This window comes from Sphaerisporangium aureirubrum (assembly GCF_042658925.1).
GTDB lineage: Bacteria > Actinomycetota > Actinomycetes > Streptosporangiales > Streptosporangiaceae > Sphaerisporangium > Sphaerisporangium aureirubrum.
This window is the reverse complement of the sequence record NZ_JBHSRF010000187.1, coordinates 1-1,325: the sequence shown is the minus strand read 5'-3', so window position 1 is coordinate 1,325 and position 1,325 is coordinate 1. Positions and strand designations below refer to the sequence as shown.

1 protein-coding gene is annotated in these 1,325 nt (G+C 68.3%); it reads right to left on the bottom strand.

All coding sequences use genetic code 11. The features are described 5' to 3' along the window. Nucleotides 1-1,301: glucuronyl esterase domain-containing protein (locus ACFP1K_RS41060; protein WP_380764018.1), on the bottom strand; the 1,301-nt coding region annotated here is incomplete at its 3' end. Nucleotides 1,302-1,325: the final 24 nt, after the last annotated feature.

Below are 1,325 nucleotides of genomic sequence, written 5' to 3'. Positions count from 1 at the left end.
GGTGTGATGGTGGGGTTGGTGTCGGTGAGGGTGGGGGTGGTCCAGTCGCGCCATTCGGTGAGGTTGCCGCTGGCGCGGGAGGAGATGCGCATGGTGCCGGTGGCGTTGCCTGTTTTGAGGAGGAATTTTTGGATGTTTTGTTGGAGGGGGGTGCGCCATTCGGTGCGGTTGGCGCAGTGGGTGCCGTCGGTGACGTCGGACCAGTAGGTGATGTTGGTGGTGGCGCCGAGGGCGCGGTAGACCTCTGCTCCTGCCAGGGCGGCGATGCTTGCTGAGCGTGGGCCGAGGTTGGCGATGTGGGGGTTGTCCATGATGAACAGTCCGCGGGGGGCGATCATGGCGACGGCGGAGTGGGTGTCGACCGGCAGGCGGGTGGGGCTGCTGGTGAAGGTGCCGAAGGCGTCGCCGAGCCAGGGTTGTTCGCTGTAGGCGCTGCTGAGGCTTTGGGCGCCTTCGCCGGGGATGCCGCGGAAGATGGGGACGCCGGCGCTGCCGGATTCGATGGGCATGGTGAGGGCGATGCGCTGGTCGAAGACGCCGGTGACGAAGGCGCCTTTGCCGAAGCGGGAGCAGCCGGTGACGCCGATGTCGGGGCGCAGGATGGTGCCGCCGTTGGTTTCGATGACGTCGATGATGCGGCTGACGCCCCATCCCCAGGCGGTGAGCAGGCCGGTGGGGCTGGTGTTGCCGTAGATGCTGTAGAACGCGCCTTGTTTGTTGTTGCGGGGGGTGCCTTCGCGGCCGACGGCGTAGGGGTCGTAGTTGATGGTGGCGGCTCCGGCGGCGCGGATGGCGGCGGCGTCGGCGCCGAAGCCGCCCAGGATGACCACGGCGGGGAAGGGGCCGGTGCCGCTGGGGAGTTGCACGCTGGCGGTGAAGCTGGAGCTGCGGCCGTTGTGGGACACGTTGACGGTGATGGTGCTGCTGGACACGGTGCCGGTCACGCTGGAGGGTTTGCCGGGTTTCTCGCCGTAGACGAACTTCTCCGACAGTTTTTTGATTTCTTCGCGGCGGCAGCGCCATTCGCCTTTGGTGGTGATGCGGTTGCCGTCGAGTTTGCGGAAGGGGTCGGGGAGGCGGGTGGTGGTGGGCAGGGCGCCGGTGTCGGGCAGGGTGGGGATGGCGCAGTCGGCGCCGTCGTCTTCGGGGGCGGCCGCGGCGGCTACGGCTGCTGCCGCGGTGGTGGTGGCCGGGGTGGCGGCGGTGGCGGATACGACGCTGATCGTGCCGGCGACCGTGAGTGTCGTCGCCAGGGTCAGCACGACGACCGTCGAACGGATGTCAGGACGGCCCGAGCTCATGATCACTAGGGCTCTCCTTCCAGG